Consider the following 20229-nt stretch of genomic DNA (forward strand, 5'->3'; position numbering starts at 1 on the left):
CCGGCTTTTAAATAATTTGAAATTATCATATAATATAAGTATAAAAATCTATAAACAACATTTTTACACTATAAATGGTTATAATTAAGATAGAAAAGGTGTGTGACTAGGTCGCGCTTAGGTTAGTGTGACGTCTAGCCAAATTTTAGGGGAAGGTTGATGAAAATGAACAACATAGAAACTAAAACAGACGTCATTTTAATTGGCGCCGGAATCATGAGTGCGACTTTAGGGACACTCTTAAAAGAATTAGTACCGGAATGTGAAATTTCTGTGTTTGAGAAGCTCGCTAACGCAGGAGAGGAAAGCTCTAACGAGTGGAATAATGCGGGTACGGGGCATGCGGCACTATGTGAACTTAACTACACAGTCGAAAAACCGGATGGATCTTTAGATATTAGTAAAGCAATAAAAATTAATGAACAGTTTCAGGTTTCCATGCAGTTTTGGTCTTATCTTGTAAACAGCAAGCTGATGAATAATCCACAGGATTTTATCAGACAACTGCCTCATATGAGTTTAGTTCAAGGGGAACAAAATGTTACGTTTTTAAAGAAACGTTTTGAAGCTATGTCAAACAATCCTCTATTTCAAGGGATGGAATTTTCGGATGATCATGATAAACTGACGGATTGGATTCCGCTTATCATGGAAGGCCGTAAAGTGAATGAACCGATAGCGGCAACTAAAATGGACGCTGGAACGGATGTCAACTTTGGTGCCTTAACACGGATGTTGTTTGATCACTTAGAGAGTAAAAATGTCAATATAAACTACAAACATAGTGTTAATAATATTAAACGTACGAGCGACGGCTTGTGGGAATTGAAAGTGCAGAATCTCGATAGCGGTACGGTCGAACGCCATACGGCAAAATTCGTCTTTATTGGAGGCGGGGGAGGAAGTCTGCATTTACTGCAAAAATCCGGTATTCCTGAAGGAAAACATATTGGAGGATTCCCGGTAAGTGGAATATTTATGGTGTGCAATAATCCGAATGTTGTAGCGCAGAATCATGCAAAAATATACGGCAAAGCTAAGGTTGGTGCTCCGCCAATGTCTGTTCCGCATCTTGACACAAGATTTATCGACAATAAAAAATCGTTGCTATTTGGACCATTTGCCGGCTTTTCACCAAAGTTCTTAAAAACTGGTTCAATGTTCGATTTGGTAACTTCTGTGAATCCGGATAATATCTTAACTATGTTGGCGGCAGGCGTAAAAGAGATGTCATTGACAAAATACTTGATTCAGCAAGTTATGTTATCGAAAGAACAGCGCATGGAAGAGTTACGTGAGTTTATCCCGAACGCCAAAAGCGAGGATTGGGATTTAGTAGTCGCGGGCCAACGTGTGCAAGTTATCAAGGATACTGAAGCTGGCGGCAAAGGAACGCTTCAATTTGGTACGGAAGTGATTACTGCTGCTGATGGCTCGATCGCAGCATTACTAGGCGCTTCTCCGGGTGCTTCTACTGCCGTGCACGTTATGCTTGAAGTAATCAAAAAATGCTTCCCGCAACATATGAATAAGTGGGAACCGAAAATCAAAGAAATGATTCCTTCTTTTGGCATGTCACTAATGGAAAACCCCGAGCTTCTGCACGAAATTCATACATCAACAGCAAAGACGCTGGGTCTAAGCGAAAAAGAGTTGGAAAAAGAGTTGGTCTTTAGTTAGACCTTTGGATGTAGAATCCAAGGTTGCTAGTGAATAGAATCACTCGATAGTTTTTAAGAGAATTATAAGATTGTAAGTCAAAAGCTTTGCATGATCATAAAAAGAGTGGAGAAAAAACTAACTAAACGGTTAATTAAATCGGACAACCCCTGGTATACATGGGCTGAAAAACTAACCAAACGGTTGATTAAATACTTTTCAAGAGACCCTGATAACGCTCATCAGGGTTCTTTTTATTATTTTATAATTTTAAATAAATGGTGGAGGATAGTTAGAGAAAAAAGGGTCTTGACCAACAAAAATGAACACAGGCATAAGGCTCCCGTGTTCATTTTCATATCAGAGTAAAATTATTATTCAATTTCTAGAAAAGCTGAGGATAGGTATAGGTGTTTTCTAGTCAACAATCGCACTCCGAAAGATTAAGTACAACTTTTCACAAATAGTTGAAACCGACTTTCTTCTGATCTATTAAACTAAATCCCCTGTACGGCCAAAGAAGTTTTTTGGAGATGATCTGAAAGGAGACTATACGAAACTACTTTCTTCTTGTACTGTTTGACTACATCAATGTGATCGTTGTAGCTGAAAACAAATAACCTAACATCTTTTTTGCCACTTTTCGTATCAATAACTATTGGAGTCTCACTGTTCTCTGGATGCAAATATAATTCCTCGGTCCCTGGAAATATATAATGCTGTTTTAAAAATGTTGCTTCGTTAAAGGAATGAATAACTTGAATTTTGTCTTTACCTTCTAAGAGTTTTCCGTCAATTGTTACGGTGACATTCGGTTCACTAAGTTTTGAATGAATTTCAAATTTCCTTATAAGCCATTCCACAGGACCGGTTGGAAGACAAGTCATTAATATTTTAACAATACTTAAAAGAATTATCGAAATTACAGCCCATGTCATTTTCCATCATCTCCGTTAAAGCTTTAATTTGTTTTTAGTTTCTATAATTAAATAATATCTTACCTGGGTCAATTGTTAACCATCCAATTCGGTTGAAAATATACCATCCACTTTCAGAACTTCTCTTATAAAATATATTCTAAAATAACAAAAAGGAAGGGTGAATAGGTGTATCTTACCCACTACTCCCCCGGTGTTTTTCCATAAGATAATTAAACTGATAAAAAGGGGAATGTAATATGAATGAAAGCCGGTCAAAAAATATATTTGACTATATTGTTGTGGGGACTGGACCTGCTGGTGCAGTTATGGCTAAGACACTTACAGATGATAAAAAAACCTCGGTTCTCGTTTTGGAAGCAGGAGAAAATAATGATCGGGATCAGCCAATTAGAGATTCTAGATTTGCTCCTGAACTTGAAGAGAAATTTTTCCCACAATATTTTTGGCAAGGAGAAGGTGTACCACAACCAGAGGTGGATGAAAGAACTTTTGAATGGAAAACAGGCCGTCTTTCAGGCGGGGGATCTTCCATCAATGGGGAACAATATGTCAGACCTACACCAGCAGTATTAAAGGAATGGGAAAGGCTTTTGGGTCCGTTGTGGTCACCCCAACAAGCAATTCAAAACTTCAAACAGTTAGAAAATTATGATGGGAAAACGAATAATCCAGAAATTCATGGCTTTCATGGTCGTTTAAATATCAGGCAAACTCCTACTAATCCTCCACATGTAACGAAAAAATTAGTTTCAGCGATAAAAGATGCAACAGGCTTTCCTATTATTCTTGATTATAATGACCCCAGAACTCCACTAGGTCCTTTTAACCGATGGCAATTATATCAGCAATCGAATGGAGAGCGTGAGAGTTCCTCAACTTCATTTTTATCTTCAGATATTATGACTCCCGATGGAATTGGAGTAAATAGTCGAAAATTAAGGGTTATTTTTAAATCAACCGCCCTCCGCATTCTATTCGAGGGTAAGAAGGCAATTGGAATTGAATTTCTTAAAGAAGGGCGAATGGTACAAGCACTTGCCCGGAAAAAAGTGATTATTTCAGCAGGGATAAACAGTGCCCAGCTTCTCATGTTATCTGGGATTGGACCTTCCAAGGATTTAAAACAGGCTGGCATTCCAATTGTTTTTGATAATCCCAATGTTGGTAAATATTTAACCAATCATACGTTAAACACCGCTGCCTTTACGATGAATCAAAAGGATATTCCTGAACTTCAAAACGACCCGTTTTCCCTTTATACAGGTGGAGCCTTCTTGCCTCATCCTCTTTCAGGAAGAAGTGATCGCAGTAGAGCAGTACAACTTATAGGAATTCCAGCAGAGGGAAATTTAATCATTGCGATTCTATTTTTAAAACCAAAAAGCCGAGGAACGATTAAAATACAAAATAATGATCCCTTAAAGATTGTACTTGCTGATGAAGGTTTTCTTGAAAACGAGTATGACCTCAACTCCATTAAAGAGGTTTATAGGACGTATATTAAAAATATTGCAGAAAAATTATCAAACATTGATCCAACATACCAGCTGGTAAATCCCACACTTGAAACAATGAATGATGATGAACAGCTTGAAAATTTCATTAAAGAAAACTTCGGTCATAATCACCATCAACAAAGTTCACTACGAATGGCACCATTTAATAGAGATGGCGTAGTTGATCGTTTTGGAAGTGTACATGGAGTCGATAATCTAATAGTTGCCGATGCACAGATTATTCCCTTTACGGTTGATGGCAACACATCTGCATCAGCATTCCTCATTGGATATACCATTACCAAACAATTATTACAGGAAAAATGGAATTAAAAAGATTTCAGAATTACCCTATACCATTTGGCTTATATAATAATGATTCCGTAAGAAAGCAGTAAAAAAATAACTTTCATTAAACTCTTGTCCACTCAAAATTAAAAAGTAAATCATAGTGTAATAGCAAAGGGAAATCCTTTTAATAAAAACTATCACAAAGGAGATTACATGATGAGTTGGAACGAGAGAAGAGACCTATGTCAAGAATTTGCTAGGATCCTCGGTGGGAGTGGAAGCCTAGATGAAAATGGAGTTTGTTTAGTTCAAAAGTTTCGTGATATTAACTTTACAATTCTTGGACGTGAAACACATTCTCCACTAGTTAATCCTCAATTTTTTTCTTTTGAAAATTTAGATCGAAAAGGGAATGCGTTAAATTTAGGTGAAACAGTTCTTTTACAAGAAGAAGTTAACCCCTTATTAACGGAACTTCGTAAACGGGACATTATCGTTACTGCTGTTCATAATCACTGGTTGTTTGAACAACCAAGAGCAATGTACATGCACTTTGAATCAGTTGAACCACCACTGCAATTTGCAAGAAAAGTAAGGGAAGCCTTTAGAGTTTTAAGAGGCTAATTTTAACACCGCACTATTAAGGCAATCATCGTCTTATAGAGTGCTTTTTATTTTTCGTTTCGTATGATAGCAATAGTTAGTTGCCTACAAGCATCATTAGTAAACACTAGCAATCACTAGCAAACACTAGCAAACACTTTTGGTAAATCTGGTTCGTTCGTACAAAAAGAAAAAGCCGCCATTTTGGCAGCAAGGTTAGCGAAGTAACCTAGTAATCTAAGACGCACTTGGCGATACTTTCTGGTCGGCAATTTTTTTCTTTAACCAAGGTTTGGAGACCCACCGGTTCAAGGCGAAAAATCCTCGGATACATTCATCGAGTCCTTGGGCCAGCCAAATTCCTAATAGTCCTAAACCAAGTGTAATTCCGAAAAAGTAACTAAATACTACGGCAATGCCCCACATGCAGATCACACCAATGACAACTGGGAACCGTACATCACCTACTGATTTTAAAGAACCCATAAGAACGATATTCATGGCACGGCCAGGTTCAATAAATACAATTGCCCACAATACTGGAAGAGCTATAGCAATAATGTTAGTATCGGTTGTAAATATAGTTAAGATGGGCTTACCAATTAAAGCAACAGCGAGAGAAACCGCAGCTGAAACAATGACTGCAATTTTTAATGTCTTGAGACCCCTCTTTAAGGCTCTGTCGTATTGCTTAGCTCCGATATAGCGGGCAATCAAAAGTTGTGTCCCTTGGGCAATTGCAACTGTAAACAGGAAGCAAATCATCGATATATTTAATATGTACACCCGTGCTGCTAATGCTGCATCACCGGTAAGTGCGACAAAGCTTGTAATCACCACTTGTGAAAATTGGTAGGAAAGGTTTTCTCCAGCGGATGGAATACCGATCGACAGGAGCTCCTTTACATCGGTTTTATTAATTTGAAAGATATCTTTTATATGAAACTTTAAAGCTAGTTGTTTATAAACAAAGTAAAACAGTGCTACAATGATAAAAATCCGGGCAACAAACATGGAATAAGCCACCCCAGCAACCCCTGTTACAGGAAGGCCGAACCACCCTTTAATGGCAATAAAGGAACCGATAATACTAATCACATTCATGATGACCGTAACGACCATAGTTTCTTTTGTATGTCCGTAGCTGCGCAAAACAGCACTTAAAGCTAAAGAGATGGCTTCAAGGAAAAGAGATAGACCTATGATAGTAAGGAAGGTGTAAGCAAAATCGTAAACTTCACCGCTAAGTCCGTAAAATTTTAAAAACAAACCGCCAAAAGCACCCACAATGATGGTCATCACAACTCCAAACCAGAAATTCACACCAAAGGAAGATCTTGCAAGGCGTCGTGCCCGGTCCAATCGGTTTGCTCCTAAATTTTGACCGATAAGGATGGTCGCTCCGATGGCTGTGATGTTAAATACTAAAATAAAAATATTAAGAATCTGATTGGCTACTCCAACTCCTGCAACAGCGTTGTCTGAATATCCGCTTAAAATTAACGTAGCAACAATTCCCATACTCATATGCAGCGTTATTTCGATAAAAAGAGGCCACGTGATACTAAACAATGATTGATCCTGGTACTTATTGTTCTCTACAGTCAATTTATTCTCCTTCTTTACTCAAAATCATCTAAAACCTATATTACTACATTTACTCTAAATGAAAATAAAAAAGTTACTTTTAAAAATTCCAGTTGGACTGATGGACATTCTCCTTGTCCTATTTAACAACCGAAAAAGGATATTGTGCTGAAAAGGTGAAAAGCTTACTCAAAGAGTAAGCTTAACTTCCTTTATATACACTATCACATGTTCCAGCTTTTGGTTCATAATAACAATGATTTTTATATTGACCAGATTGAGGTTGACCGTACCATGTTGGAGGGCATGGAGCATATGGATTAAAGTACCAAAGGGCATATTTCCCTGGGTGTTCTCTCCAATAATCCAAATTCTGTTTTGCTAATCTTTTCTCAGAAGTTCTTGCTCTTTGATAAAATACATTCCCTTTTTGAACAGCTTCAAAGGAAAAATTCCCTCCTTGTACTTGAAAAATTACTTGGCGAATTAATCTTAAACCTTTAAAGTCTAAACAATCTGCTTTAAGACGATTAACAATTACATTTCCAACATATAACATTCCTTGTATTCCTTCACCTTCGGCTTCTGCTCTCATCATCCTTGCCATTAAGTCAACGTCTGAACTTCGGTAATTTACTCTTGGCATTTTTTCACCCCAAAAATATAGTATGAAAAAGAGCCTGCATTAATGTAGACTTTTTTCAAATAAAATCACTTTTCATCCGACGTCCAAATATATTTCTGTTGTTCCATTTATATTTGCGAGCAACACGTAAATATTCATCAGAATAATATTAACATATTTTTCCTAATAAAATACGAAAAGACGTGCGATTTAAGGAGTGAACCCTTGTTCTATTTGTTCGTAGATATTAATGAATATAACGAATTGGAGGAGAATAAATGCGCGCAATTGAGTACACAAAATCGGGCCCCCGAAGTACTTCAACTGAAAGAGGTAGAAAAACCTTCTCCTAAGGAAAATGAAATCCTGGTAAAAGTCAAAGCGACAACCGTAACGGTAGCAGATATTCGGGCACGTAGTTTTACAGTTCCTCCCGCTTTTTGGCTGCCTGCCCGAATAACACTTGGTTTTAGACAACCCAAAAAAACTACATTGGGGATGGAGTTAGCTGGGGAAGTTGAGGCAGTAGGAAAAAATGCCAAAAGGTTTCAGGAATCAGAAAAAATCTCTATCTCCAATAGAGAAGCCATACTTTATAACTCTAGCGATGGGGAATCAGAACTACTAATAATTGAGGATGAGTATTTATATTTAATTAAGGGTGAAAATAATGAATCAGCCTTAATTAAAGTTGCAGAACAGATAAACTTTTCTAACTAATGCTATTAAACTTTTATAAATTTTAACACGTAAAGGATTATGGGCATGGAGGCGGTTATGATAGAGTTTCAAGCTGTGGTAGCGGATGTTCCTCTAAGGGGAAGATTAGTTCATAAAGCCCGTCCACCGAAAAAAAGAGGGTCCTCGGTCGATAAGAGAGGTTCATAAAGCCTGTAACATATGGGAACGATTTGGAGAAGATCCTCTAGGTTAAGGTGCTCTTCGTGAAAAAATGGTGGATTTTGATTGATGGTCTATTTGAAAACCCTTATGATTAAAGTAACTGAAATTTAAGGCATACGAAAAGATTTGTTTTCAACTAGAAGGACGTATGCTATCTATCATGAAAACAGGATGTGTTAGCATGAACGTCAAAGTTTCGGAGGAGAGTTATAGCCACGAGGTAGTTGCAGGTGACCGTAAGATTGTTACATCTGCATCCGTTTTCGGGATTCTCAGGCAGCAACTGGCAAAGAATATTGGCATTAAGAGGATAAAGGGATTTTTATTTCATTATGGCTGGGAAATGGGTGTTAAAATTGCCAATGAAGTGGTGCAGACCGAATCCTCACTAGAAAATCTCATCAAACATGGGCCGATTCTCCACATTCAAAATGGGCATATAAGAGGGATTAAACATGATTGCTCTTATGAGTTAGATGAACAAGGCCGGATCCATTATTTCTTTTCATCCGGAACATGGATTGATTCTTATGAGGCTGAGGAGCATATAAAGCATCTCGGAGTATCTAATGGTCCGGTTTGTCACACATTGAGCGGATTTGCGAGCGGTTATATGACAACGGTATTTGGAGAATCGCTTCTGTCGAGAGAAATCACTTGTGTGGGGAAGGGCGATTCGGAGTGCCGATGGGTGATGAAGCCCAAAAAGGAATGGGAAAAGGAACTTCAAGATGAGCATGAACTCGATTATTATAATGAAACACCGATTGTAAAAGAACTTGAGTTAACCTATGACCAATTATTGGATCAAAAAAATGTCGTCACTCGCTTGGCCAATTTTCAAAACAAATTAACCGAAGAGATTATTAATGGCAGTGATTTGCAAACCCTAGCTGATATGGTATATAAAATGATGCAAATCCCCATTATCGTTGAAGATACGTTACATCGAACGATTACCTATTCAGGGCTATCGAAGGAAAAATATTTGGATTATCGAGACGATATGGAAGGTTATCTCCAAGAAAATCGATTAAGCACGAAGTCACTTTTACCTTTTAGAAAAAAAGTGATCCAAACTTCGATTCAGGAACGTCTCATCACCCCAATCCTTTTACAAAATGAAGTAATCGGTTATTGTAGCTTGCTTTATGATGAATTGAAAAATCATCATCACGAAGAGGATTATTTGTTTTTAGACCGATTTGCCAATGCGGCCTCACTCATTCTCTTAAATGAGAAAACAAAGGTAGAAACGTTTGAGAGAATGAAGGGGAATTTTCTTGAACAAATAGTAGAGGGCAGGCTGTCTACAAATGAGATCATCAATCGTGGGAAATATACTGGTGTAGATCTTGAGCAGAAATATTATCTATCGGTAGTGGAATATAAAAAAATCCAAAGTTCGATTGAAGATGAGTTTCTTCTGCAGGAACAGATTTTTGAAACGACCTTTCATTATTTCAATGAGAAAAAGCATAATATCTTGGTTGGACACCGGGATGGCAACATGGTGTTATTGATTACCAATGAAACCATTCAAAAGAAAGCGATCTATGATGTGATAAAAGAATACCTCGATTATATGTTAAAAAAATATCCACAAGGTCATTTTAAATGTGGTATCAGCCATTTAGAGGATGATATTTGCCAAGCTTCCAGATGTTACGAGGAAGCAACCATTGCTTTACGATTAGCAGTCAAGAAGCATATCGTCCCGTTTCAATCCTTAGGAATCGTAGGGGTACTGATTAACGCGAAAAATATCAGTGGGATTAAACTAATTGCTGAGCAAGAATTAGGACCTCTATATAACATGACAGATCCAAAAATCCTGGAACTTCTAAAAACTTTGTATAGTTTTTTGTTGAATGGGGGGAAGCTTGAGCAAACGATGAGTGATTTGTCTTTATCGATGAGCGGGCTCCGGCATAGGATTAGCCGGATCGAAAGCTTATTAGAAAAAGACCTTCGCGATTCAGATGAAATGCATCAATTACTACTGATTATAAAATCGTTGATTGCCATAGGGGAACTCACATTAGATTAGAGCCATCCGGAATAAGCCGGGTGGTTTTTCTTCTGCCTTTTTCCACCGCTGATTTCTCTTGGATGAACAAATTTTGTCTAGTAAATTAAAAAACATAGACATTTTTTGCCCTAGTATGAAAATTCCAAATTATATAAACTTTATTTACAAGGTTGAAATAGTAAAAACCTAGTTCAATTTCAAATGTAAGCGGTGCCAGCTAAATTGACCAACGGACGTTAGTCCATAACCTATTATTTTTCTCAACCAATCAAACAGAAGGGGTGTAGAACGATGGCAAGTTTTGTATTAAAAGGGGAAGATGTCACAGTTAAAGATTTACTAGCCGGAGCGGAACGAATCGGAAAATTGGCAGAGCAAGAAGCACTAGAAGCAGAGAAAAATGCGACTATATCACAAAATGTGGTGAACCTCATCAAAGAAACGCAAATTTCACGGATGATGCTTCCAAAAAAATATGGCGGACCACAGGCAGATTTGAAAACGTTTGCTAAGGTCGTTCGTAAGGTAGCGAATTACAATATTTCAGCAGCTTGGCTTACCTATCTTTATCCGCTTCATAATATGCTTCCAGCTTTTCTTCCTGAAAAGGGTGCAGACGAAATCATTCATCAGGGCGGATTAATTTGCGATATCTTTGCTGCATTAGGAAAAGCAGAACAGGATGGCGATGGTTATCGTATCAGTGGTAAGTGGAGTTTTGTCAGTGGTGTCAATTATAGTGATTGGGTTGGTGTTGGGGTTATGATTCAGTTCCCTGACAGCGAACAACCTGTATATTGTTTGCCAATGCTAAAAACATCCGAGGTGGAAGTGGTCCATAACTGGGATACATTTGGCTTAAGAGGATCTGGCAGTAACCAAATTATTGCCGATCAAGTGTATGTCCCAATGGAGCGGATTTTACGTTTAGATCAAGCAGAGCTTACAAGAAGACCACCGCTAGAAGAATATGACACAGACTATCCTTTTTATCATGTCCCATTCTTTCCTTCCTTCTATTTGGGATTCGGTTACATGGCCCTGGGCGGGGTAGAACGGATACTTAAGGAATTTAAAGTGCTTACTGAAAAACGTGTGCGCTTAATGGATGGAGTAAGGGAAAGTGAGTCACCAAGAAGTCAGCGGGTATTAGCCGAAATGACAACAGATTTCCACGTGGCTGAAGCTTTGTTAGAAAAATATATTAATCTGCTTGAAAACTATGAAACTGATGGCTGTATAACTCCTCCATCTGAATTCTTTGCGATTCGCACAAAAGCGATTAAGATTTGCACGGATATTGCCGTAAGATCTCTGTTAACTCTTGGCGGAGGCGCTCTTTATAAAGGCGGAACAATGGAATTGTTCTTAAGGGATATCATCGCCGTTGCCACACATAAAACTTCTTTATACGAAGATGCGGTTGCTGCATATGGTCAGGAGTTATTTGGTTTTAACAGTGGAGTTAGGGGTTAAATTCGAAGGGTACGAATCATAGATAACAAGCTTTATAGAAATTTTTATCAGAGGAGGATTTTTAAAATGGATGATCGTCAGTTTCGCAGTGCAATGGGTAAGTTTGCCACAGGGGTAACCGTTATTGCAACAGAAGTAGAGGGAGACGTTCACGGAATGACAGCCAATGCATTCATGTCTGTGTCGCTTGACCCAAAACTTATCGTTATTTCTATCGGGGAAAAGGCAAAAATCTTAAACAAAATAAAAGAAAGCAAGATTTTCACTGTGAATATCTTAGCCGCTGACCAGCAAGAGCTTTCAATGATTTTCGCTGGACAATTGAAGGAGCACAAGGAAGTGGTCTTTGACCGCCTTGATGGAAAGCCGGTATTATCTGGTGCCGTTGCACAAGTTGCTTGTGAAGTATCAGCTGAACATGTTGAAGGGGACCACACCTTGTTTATTGGAAAAGTAACGGATATTCACCTTGAAGATGCAGAACCACTGATTTTTTATAATGGAAAGTACCGCTCATTAGTAGAAGTATTGCCTGTGACAAACTAAGGATGATGAGAGGAGACTGTTATGGAAACAATTCATGTAAACCGGAGTAATTTGGCAGAATGGCAGGAAAAGGCGAGGCCAAATGTGATGGCCCTTGGTTGTTTCGACGGTCTCCATCATGGACATTGTGCAGTCATCAACACCGCTTATCAAAAGGCAGACGAAAAACAAGTGCCTTTAGCTGTCATGAGCTTCTTCCCACATCCGAAAACCGTTATCTCCAATGGGAAAATTCACGTCCATTATTTAATGCCGCTTGCGGAAAAAGAGGCGAAGCTTCGGAACATGGGAGTCGATACGTTTTATATTGTTGAATTTGATAAAGAGTTTGCCGGATTGTCGCCAGAACAGTTTGTTGCGCAATACTTGAATGGACTTGGTGTCGTTCATGCAGTCGCAGGATTTGATTTTTCATATGGCTCTCGTGGTGCTGGTAATTTGGAACGGTTAAAACAGGATTCAGGCGGACGAATTGATGTCACCAAGGTAGCAAAGGTAGAGCTCCGGGGCGAGAAAATAAGTTCCACCTGTATTCGTGAGCGGCTGTTAAACGGGAAGGTTGCAGAACTACACGATTTACTCGGTCGATTCTATGAAACTCCGTGCGAATGGGATGAAAAATCATTCACACTCTACCCATACTATACTCTTCCAGGTCCAGGAAGCTATGAGGTTACCTTAAAAAATGAAAGCGGTTCTTTTCAAACAAAAGTAGCCGTAATGAATGATGGTACAACGCTCAAATGTATCGATGTTATGCCTTTATTTTTAAAGGGGAAACTATCCATTATTTGGCATAGAGAAATAGCTGAGTCTAGGAAATTAAGGATATCTTAAAAAAGGAGAGGATCAAATGGCTAAAATTATTGCAGGCGTCGCAATGTCGCATAGTCCGATGATCATGACAAATGAGGCGGGAGGCGGAGATAAAGGACAGCACTTCCTCCAAACTGCGTCTGAAATGAAGAAGGTACTCGAAGATTCAGGAGCAGACGTGATTGTATTGATATCGGATGATCACTTCAATAGTTATTTCTACGACCAAATGCCTGCATTTACCATTGGGATTGGTGAATGTGAAGGCTGGGGAGACTGGCAGCTGCCGAAATACCATATTCCTGTGCAGGAAGACTTAGCGAAGCATATCCTTCACACCGGTTTAGACAGCAATATTGATTTTGCCTTTACGTTAAAAATGAAAGTCGATCACGGCCATACACAAGGAATTTACTTCTTAAATCCAGATTTAAAAATTCCAGTGGTTCCAATAGCTGTGAATACGTCGGCGCCGCCTCTGCCAACGATGGACCGTTGTTTCCAAGTCGGCGAAGTGATTCGTAAAGCGATTGAGTCATGGGATAAAGATCTTAAGGTTGCAATTGTCGCTTCGGGTGGTTTATCTCACTGGGTGCCGATTCCAAAGATTGAGAGTGAAAAACCAGAAGACCAATCCTTGATACAAGTCTTAAAAAATGGCCGTCAGGAAATAGACCAGCTTGATGAATATTTAAAGTTACGGGAAACAAATGTCACACGAATAAAATCAGGGCCCGTTAATGAACAAATGGACCGTGAATTTTTACGATTGATTACCGAGAAGGATTTTACTGCATTAAGAAACTGGAGTGCTGATTTTATTGAGGAGCATTTAGGTAATGGCGGTCAGGAAATTCATAACTGGCTTGTCCTGCTTGGTGCATTGCAAAGCTTGGATGCAAGTGTCGCATGCTATGAGCCAATTCCGGAATGGGTAACAGGTATGGCGATAGTTCAGTTTAGTCAGCCGGTTGATCAAAATCATCCTGAACAAGCATCTGAAAACAAAGTAAGCATTTAAGGTTAGCGGCGGGAGCCACTCTCGAAAATGAAATGTTCAACAACATCAGTGGTGGACAAGGTAAAACACCACTATGTAACTATTATTTTTAAAAAGGGGAGATTTAAATGACAATCTGGACAGACTTAGCTGACTTGGAATATAAACTCTATTATGTTAATGCAAACGATATTAAAACGAGAGTACTAGAAGCAGGAACAGGAGAGCCCTTGATTTTGCTTCATGGTACGGGTGGACATATTGAGGCTTATGCCCGAAACATCCGAGGCTTAAGTGAACATTTCCGTGTGATTTGCATCGATATGGTAGGACATGGCTACACAGCTAAACCAGATCGCCCATACGGAATTGATTATTATAGCGAGCATTTATTGGGTGTTATTCAAGCATTAGGGTTATCAAAGGTATATCTTTCAGGTGAATCATTAGGAGGCTGGGTCGCTGCCTGGTTTGCGGCTGAACATCCAGAGTATGTGAAAGCAATGGTGCTAAACACGCCAGGGAACGTTAATAACAAACCTGAAGTTATGCAAAAGCTGAAGGACTCCACGTTAAAAGCGGTTCTTGAAGCCAACTATGAAAATGTAAAAACAAGACTTCAGTGGTTAATGTACGATAAGAGCCAAGTAAACGATGAACTAATTGAATCTCGTTACAAAATCTATACACAGCCATCTTATCAAGCGGCCGTTCATCATATCGTCTGCCTGCAGGATATTGAAGTTAGAAAGCTGTACAGCTGGGATCCATCATGGTGCGGTAAAATCAATGTTCCGACATTGTTAGCATGGACAGACCATGATCCAACTTCAACCGTTGAAGAAGCCAAACCGATTCAGGATATGATTCCAAATAGTGAGTTAGTCGTCATCAAAGATGCCGGACACTGGCCGCAATGGGAGAAACCTGAAGAGTTTAACACTGTATTAATAGACTTCTTATTGAAAAATGGAAAAGAAGCTGCTAATCAAAACGACGCATCCTTGGTAACAAAATAATAAGACGACACTTTGAGAGCACTATTGATTGATTCATAGGTTAACATGTTATTGAATCTATGAAATAGTGCTTTATTTTTTTACAAAAGGGGTTTTTACTATGAGCAATCAAGTCATTCATCGTGTTCAACATGTATATGAGCTTTTGCAGCAGGCAGAAGCTGCTAAGCAATCCATTACACCACTTACTGATTTGTATCAAGAATTATCTGTTGATGAGGCGTATCAAGTCCAACTTCTCGCAATTAATGTGAAGGTTGGAGATGGCCAGCGTATTGTTGGGAAAAAAATTGGGTTAACCTCTGTTGCCATGCAGCAGCTCTTAGGTGTGGATCAACCAGATTACGGTCATCTATTGGATTCCATGGAAGTAAGTCATAACGGGGTCATCAGCTTAGATGCCATGTTCCAGCCAAAGGTAGAAGGCGAGATTGCCTTTGTTCTCAGCAAGGATTTGAAAGGTCCATCTGTGACTATCGAGGATGTCCTAGATGCGACAGAGTATATAGCCCCAGCCTTAGAAATCGTCGACAGCCGGATAACCGACTGGAAGATTACCTTAGCAGACACGATTGCCGATAATGCATCAAGCGGATTGTTTGTCATTGGTGATGAGCGATTCTCGTTAACGGATATCGACTTACCATCGATTGAAATGAATTTGTTTAAAAATGGTGTACTGATCAATACAGGATATGGTTCAGATGTACTAGGCCATCCTGCCAAATGTGTGGCCTGGCTGGCAAATAAGTTATCCGAATACAATGTTGTTTTGAAAGCAGGAGAAGTGATTTTATCAGGGGCATTATCTGCAGCAGTAGTGGCCGAAAAAGGGGATCGGTTCACTGCCGGATTTTCACATATTGGTAAGGTGGAAGTTACATTTAAGTAATGACCTAAAAGGACTTTTTCATTGATGGGGTGGAAAGGTCTTGAAGTCAAAGTGGTATCATTCGATGAAAACGAACGTGGGAAAAAGGGAGAAATTTCAAGGAGGGCCTTAAATGGAGCAAAAGAAAAGTGCAGTTTCAAAAAAAACATGGGTGATCATCTTTCTGTTATTTTTATTAACGGTCATTAGTAATGCAGATAAGGCGATTATTGGGTTTGCCTCAGTATCGATTATCAAGGAATTAGGATTATCGCCAGAGCAATGGGGAGTTGTCGGGAGTGTTTTCTTCTTACTATATTCGCTTTCAGCTGTTTTAGGCGGCAGTCTTGCGGATAAATTTGGAGCGAAAAAAGTCATTGCTGGTATGGTCGCAATTTGGTCCATCGTTCAATTCTCAACGATCTTTGTCAGCAGCTTTACTTATTTATTGGTAACCAGAATCATATTAGGGGCTGGGGAAGGACCTTCCTACGCTTTAGCGATGACAGCTGCCTCAAAGTATCTTCCAAAGGAAAAATTGGGGATTGGATTAACACTGGTTTCAGTGGGCGGACCGCTCGGTGTCGCCATTTCAGCGCCGGTCTTAATGCATCTCATCATGAGTTATGGATGGCGCTCGGCGTTTATCTCAACTGGAGTAGTAGGCTTTATTTGGATTATCGTGTGGTTATGGATCGCAAAAGAGAAAGCGGTTACAGATAATGAGTTGGTTGCAGCAAAAGGCAGTGCCCAGTTATCCACTATCCAAAACGAAACAAAATTCACCTCTGCCTTGTTTTCGAAAAATTTCATCTTCGTTGCCTTATGTGGTTTTGCCACTTATTGGTCCTTTACAATTGGGCTGAACTGGCTTCCCAATTATTTAGAAAATGTCCGCCACCTCAGCGAAGGTACGTTAAAAATTGTCGTCGCATTGCCTTGGATTATGATTACCCTTTCGCAAATTACCTTTTCAACCCTTTCTGACCGACTGTATCATAAGACGAAAAGTATGGTAAAGGGACGGATTTTTGTCCTTGGACCAGTAATGTTAGCTGGAGCAGTCAGCTACTTTTTCGGAGCAATGGTTAGCTCTAATCTTCTTGCCATTGTATTATTATCACTTGGGTTAACATTTGGATGTATTACCCTGGTTATGGGACCAGCGATTCTAGTAGATTTGGTTGCACCTAAACATCAAGGTAAAATTCAAGGGTGGTTTATGGCGATTACTTCATTGGGTGGGATTGTCGGACCCTATGTAACAGGTTATTTCATTGAACATTCAGCAAGTCCAGCCGTTGGATTCCAGTATGCGTTCCAGTTATGCGGGCTAATCCTTCTTGTTTTCGGTGGACTAGTGTGGCTGGCCGTTCGTCCTAAAAAAATTGAAAATTCCGACCTATCAAATGCAAATACATCAAATGTCATGTGAAATATAGTAAAATGCACAAAAAGCGAACAGTGCCTGGCACTGTTCGCTTTTTATACATACCGATTGCGACCCGCTAACATCCCAAATAGCATAACGACTAAAGAAATAAGGATGAGTGCACCAAGTGGAACTGTCCATAAATGGGTCCGATCAAATAAATATCCAATAAAAAAGGGGCCCGCTGCTGCAAGGATATATCCAGTTGATTGTGCCATTCCAGATAACTCTGCAGCCTGGCTGGCATTCTTGGTGCGAAGTCCGATATAGGTTAGAGACAATGGAAAGATTCCTCCCAAAGCCATCCCAATGAAAATAATGCTAGCAATCAAAATGGGATAGGATGAGCCAAACAGTAAACCTCCATAACCAATAATTGAGCATAGGCTTAACAGGATTGCGATCCATTTTTGTGATTGAAAACGTCCTGCAATGACCGGAATGAAGAAACTGAAGGGTAGTCCGACTATTTGGGTGATTGAAAGCAGCCACCCCGCTTTCTCCATACTCATTCCTCGACTATGTAGGATTTCTGGTAACCAAGAAATCGTTACATAAAATAAAAAGGACTGAAACCCCATAAATATGGCGATTTGCCAAGCAAGTGGTGAACGCCAGATTTGATTAGATTTAGAACTAAGCCTTTTTATATCTGTTTGACTTCCATGATTATATTTGAAAAGAAAGGCCCACACCAAGATAGCTAGCACGACCGGAATACCCCAAACAATTAAAGCTCCCTGCCAGCCCAGGTGCATGCCGTCTGCTAAAGGAACACTAACTCCTGACGCTAATGAGGCAAACAATCCCATTGAGGTAGAATAAACACTTGTCATAAGACCGAAGTGCTGTGGGAATTTGTCCTTTGCGATGGATCTTAGACCTATACCGATTAAAAGAGAGAATAAACCTATAAGCAAAGTCATCTCATTTGTTAACCGATTGGCGAACTTGGGTACGATGGGTGACATGATGGAAAAAACAAGTAATGGCAAACTCATTAATAACCCTGTACTCCAATGTGCTAGTCCAACATCTTTCTGTATCATTCCAACTAATGGCCCTAATGATGTGATGGCTGGGCGCAAATTAAATGCTACAAGTATAATCCCCGAAACAAGCCAAAATATATAGGACGATTTCGATTGAGTATATGATTTTAGTAACTCCACTAATAGAACCTCCCACTCTTAAAACAAACTTTTTAAAGTATACCATAGTGACAGAGAAGGAGTTAAATGTGGTCACACACCTGAATGAAAATTGGGCGGAGATATGTAAGAGTGTTAAGTGGTTAGTAATTCAATCCCTAGCCAATTCAATTTTCACTAGCTTGTCAGTAATTTGGGTGATTTCGTGTTCAGCTACTTCTTTAGAGATAATATCTTCTTTTATCAATATTTCAATGGCTTCATGTTGTGCGTATAACGCATGTTTTTGTAAGAGGGTTTGTTGTTTTTCTTTTAGACTGGGATACTTCTCAAAAAGTTTCTCCAATTTGCTTTGTAATACTGATAGTTCTTGTTCATATGGTGTAATAATCTCATTTGCTGCTGTTTTGGTAATAAATAAATTTTTTCGAACAGTACGTATTTCCGATATCGCTGTTTCAAATCGGTGTCCACGTGCGATAATCTCTTCATATTCCTTAACTCCTTCTTCTTTTTTATTAATCCCTAAGAAGGATAATAGGGATTTTATAGAAAGTCCTTGAAAAACTAATGAGAATAAAACTACACTAAATGCAATAATTAAGATTTCTTCCCGTCCTGTAAAATCATGAGGGAGACTTAAAACAAGAGCAATGGATAATGACCCCTTCAAACCGCCCCAGTTGATAACGTGCTTCCAGTTGGTTGGAAAATTCTTTATGAATAATAGGCTTATGTATACGGCAATGCTTCTTGCAACAAGCACAATCAAAATGGAAAGAAAAATTAACCCCCATTTGTCTGATAGGTTAATCTTGGTTATTTCTAATCCAACCATTAAAAATACGACTGAATTGGCAAGCAGCGCCGTAACATCCCAAAAATTATTAATATTTAACTTAGTCGTTGGGCTCATTCCAATTTTGGCTCCGTAATTTCCAAGTATCAGGGCAGCAACAACAACTGCAATGACACCTGAGGCATGTACCGCTTCAGCCAGTAAGAATGAACCGTAAAATAGAATAATGCTAAAGATGATCTCCAACGGGTAATCGTCAAAATAACTGGTTAATTTAGAGAAACCATAGCCAAGTGCACCGCCAATGATGAGCCCAAGTGAGATCACTTTAATAAATTCCCATAATCCATAGCCTGCACCCACAGCTCCAAGATCAAGATAGGTAAGTAAATAAAAAGCAGAAATATTAAAAAGGACAACCGCCAGTCCATCATTAAATAAACTTTCTCCTTCAATTACAGTTGCCAGCCTTTTGTTTACCCCGACGCTTTTAAAAATGGATATAACGCTTACAGGGTCAGTTGCACACATTAAAGCCGCAAAAACAAATGCTTTCGGAATCGAAAAACCTAAAAACCATATCGTAGAAAAACCGACAATGAGAAACGATAAAAGAGTTCCTCCAAAAGCTAGAACTAGAATGGGCCCTTTATTCTCTTTTAAATGTGAATAAGGTAGCTTTAATGCCGCTTCACCTAATAAGGCAGGTAAGAATAGCGTAATAATGACAAAGTTAAAAACTTCACCTTCTGTAATAAAATCCTTTAATGGTTCTAAAAATGGAATGTTTACAAGACCAATAATAGTCCCAACAATGACTAATGCAATGGGGTAGGGTTGCTTGAGTTTTTTTGCGATAGCAGTTATTCCAGCTGCAATCATAACTAAAATAAGACCAAGTTTGAAAATATGGTGTAAATCTAGGTCAGGCACTTTTTATAACCTCCTTTTAAGTTCCTAAACTGTAGAAAAAGGACCTTTT

Annotated in this window: 17 protein-coding genes and 1 pseudogene; 13 read left to right on the top strand and 5 right to left on the bottom strand. The window is 39.0% G+C overall.

The genetic code is table 11. From position 1 onward, the window contains the following. Positions 1–165 precede the first annotated feature (165 nt). A complete protein-coding gene (locus J7E63_RS23265) occupies positions 166–1680 on the top strand; it encodes a malate:quinone oxidoreductase (RefSeq protein WP_215017092.1) in 1515 nt (504 codons plus the stop codon). Positions 1681–2156: 476 nt separating this feature from the next. Here the strand turns inward: J7E63_RS23265 and J7E63_RS23270 are convergent, their stop codons facing one another. Beyond that, positions 2157–2597, bottom strand: coding sequence for a YfmQ family protein (locus tag J7E63_RS23270; protein WP_215016879.1), 441 nt, complete (start codon positions 2595–2597; stop codon positions 2157–2159). Between the two features lie 239 nt (positions 2598–2836). On the opposite strand from J7E63_RS23270, the gene J7E63_RS23275 reads away from it, so the two are divergent. Next, complete coding sequence (locus J7E63_RS23275; RefSeq protein WP_215016881.1) at positions 2837–4429, top strand: GMC family oxidoreductase; 1593 nt, start codon at positions 2837–2839, stop codon at positions 4427–4429. Positions 4430–4603: 174 nt separating this feature from the next. Then, the gene (locus J7E63_RS23280) at positions 4604–5011 is read left to right on the top strand and encodes a DUF1259 domain-containing protein (protein WP_215017094.1); all 408 of its coding nucleotides are present in this window, start codon (positions 4604–4606) and stop codon (positions 5009–5011) included. A gap of 216 nt (positions 5012–5227) precedes the next feature. Here J7E63_RS23280 and J7E63_RS23285 read toward each other — a convergent pair whose 3' ends face one another. Together J7E63_RS23285 and J7E63_RS23290 are read right to left on the bottom strand one after the other, a co-directional pair. Further along, positions 5228–6598, bottom strand: coding sequence for an MATE family efflux transporter (locus J7E63_RS23285; RefSeq protein WP_215016883.1), 1371 nt, complete (start codon positions 6596–6598; stop codon positions 5228–5230). A gap of 181 nt (positions 6599–6779) precedes the next feature. After that, positions 6780–7223: a cell wall hydrolase gene (locus J7E63_RS23290; protein ID WP_168241952.1), complete on the bottom strand. Its 444-nt coding sequence runs from the start codon at positions 7221–7223 to the stop codon at positions 6780–6782. 257 nt (positions 7224–7480) lie between these two features. Here J7E63_RS23290 and J7E63_RS23295 point away from each other — a divergent pair. From J7E63_RS23295 to J7E63_RS23335, 10 genes and pseudogenes are all read left to right on the top strand, one after another. Beyond that, positions 7481–7769, top strand: a pseudogene (locus J7E63_RS23295) (alcohol dehydrogenase catalytic domain-containing protein); the annotation flags it as partial. Between the two features lie 21 nt (positions 7770–7790). Beyond that, entirely contained in the window at positions 7791–7922 is a 132-nt protein-coding gene (locus tag J7E63_RS29795; RefSeq protein ID WP_308161999.1) for a hypothetical protein, read from the top strand. A 364-nt stretch (positions 7923–8286) separates the two neighbouring features. Further along, positions 8287–10155, top strand: coding sequence for a XylR N-terminal domain-containing protein (locus J7E63_RS23300; RefSeq protein WP_215016885.1), 1869 nt, complete (start codon positions 8287–8289; stop codon positions 10153–10155). Between the two features lie 273 nt (positions 10156–10428). Continuing rightward, positions 10429–11613: an acyl-CoA dehydrogenase family protein gene (locus tag J7E63_RS23305; protein ID WP_215016886.1), complete on the top strand. Its 1185-nt coding sequence runs from the start codon at positions 10429–10431 to the stop codon at positions 11611–11613. Positions 11614–11679: 66 nt separating this feature from the next. Then, positions 11680–12159 carry a flavin reductase family protein gene (locus J7E63_RS23310; protein WP_215016888.1) on the top strand — a complete coding sequence of 160 codons (480 nt, stop codon included), beginning with the start codon at positions 11680–11682 and terminating at the stop codon, positions 12157–12159. A gap of 21 nt (positions 12160–12180) precedes the next feature. Beyond that, entirely contained in the window at positions 12181–12996 is an 816-nt protein-coding gene (locus J7E63_RS23315; protein WP_215016890.1) for an FAD synthetase family protein, read from the top strand. 16 nt (positions 12997–13012) lie between these two features. Further along, positions 13013–13996 carry a DODA-type extradiol aromatic ring-opening family dioxygenase gene (locus J7E63_RS23320; protein ID WP_215016892.1) on the top strand — a complete coding sequence of 328 codons (984 nt, stop codon included), beginning with the start codon at positions 13013–13015 and terminating at the stop codon, positions 13994–13996. Positions 13997–14103: 107 nt separating this feature from the next. Then, a complete protein-coding gene (locus J7E63_RS23325) occupies positions 14104–14994 on the top strand; it encodes an alpha/beta fold hydrolase (RefSeq protein ID WP_215016894.1) in 891 nt (296 codons plus the stop codon). Positions 14995–15094: 100 nt separating this feature from the next. After that, positions 15095–15886 (top strand): 2-keto-4-pentenoate hydratase, encoded by a 792-nt coding sequence (locus tag J7E63_RS23330; RefSeq protein ID WP_215016896.1) that lies wholly within the window; start codon positions 15095–15097, stop codon positions 15884–15886. A gap of 112 nt (positions 15887–15998) precedes the next feature. After that, on the top strand, positions 15999–17300 hold the full coding sequence (locus tag J7E63_RS23335; protein WP_215016898.1) for an MFS transporter: 1302 nt from the start codon (positions 15999–16001) through the stop codon (positions 17298–17300). A 50-nt stretch (positions 17301–17350) separates the two neighbouring features. Here J7E63_RS23335 and J7E63_RS23340 read toward each other — a convergent pair whose 3' ends face one another. Further along, complete coding sequence (locus J7E63_RS23340) at positions 17351–18469, bottom strand: CynX/NimT family MFS transporter (protein ID WP_308161995.1); 1119 nt, start codon at positions 18467–18469, stop codon at positions 17351–17353. 130 nt (positions 18470–18599) lie between these two features. After that, positions 18600–20180: a cation:proton antiporter gene (locus J7E63_RS23345; RefSeq protein ID WP_215016900.1), complete on the bottom strand. Its 1581-nt coding sequence runs from the start codon at positions 20178–20180 to the stop codon at positions 18600–18602. Between the last annotated feature and the right edge of the window lie 49 nt (positions 20181–20229).

The sequence above is a fragment of the Bacillus sp. ISL-75 genome, assembly GCF_018613095.1.